Annotated in this window: 2 tRNA genes; both read left to right on the top strand. The window is 50.6% G+C overall.

Going from position 1 to position 249, the window contains the following annotated elements:
* Nucleotides 1–42: 42 nt before the first annotated feature.
* Nucleotides 43–116, top strand: a tRNA-Arg gene (locus HMPREF3131_RS07920).
* A gap of 8 nt (nt 117–124) precedes the next feature.
* Nucleotides 125–198: transfer RNA gene (locus HMPREF3131_RS07915), tRNA-Pro, on the top strand.
* Nucleotides 199–249: the final 51 nt, after the last annotated feature.

The raw sequence follows: 249 nt of genomic DNA, 5'->3' as shown, positions 1-249 counted from the left end.
TCACCGTACCGGTTCGATTCCGGTCCTCGGCATTATTATTTTGCGCCCGTAGCTCAATTGGATAGAGCGTTTGACTACGGATCAAAAGGTTATGGGTTCGACTCCTATCGGGCGCGTTCTCTTACGGGAAGTAGCTCAGCTTGGTAGAGCACTTGGTTTGGGACCAAGGGGTCGCAGGTTCGAATCCTGTCTTCCCGATAGGAAATTTAAAATTTATTATGGGGGCTTAGCTCAGCTGGGAGAGCGCCT

Source organism: Staphylococcus sp. HMSC14C01, assembly GCF_001808085.1.
Taxonomy (GTDB): Bacteria; Bacillota; Bacilli; order Staphylococcales; family Staphylococcaceae; genus Staphylococcus; species Staphylococcus hominis.
The sequence above is the reverse complement of the archived record's forward strand: the minus strand, read 5'-3'. Positions and strand labels throughout refer to the sequence as shown.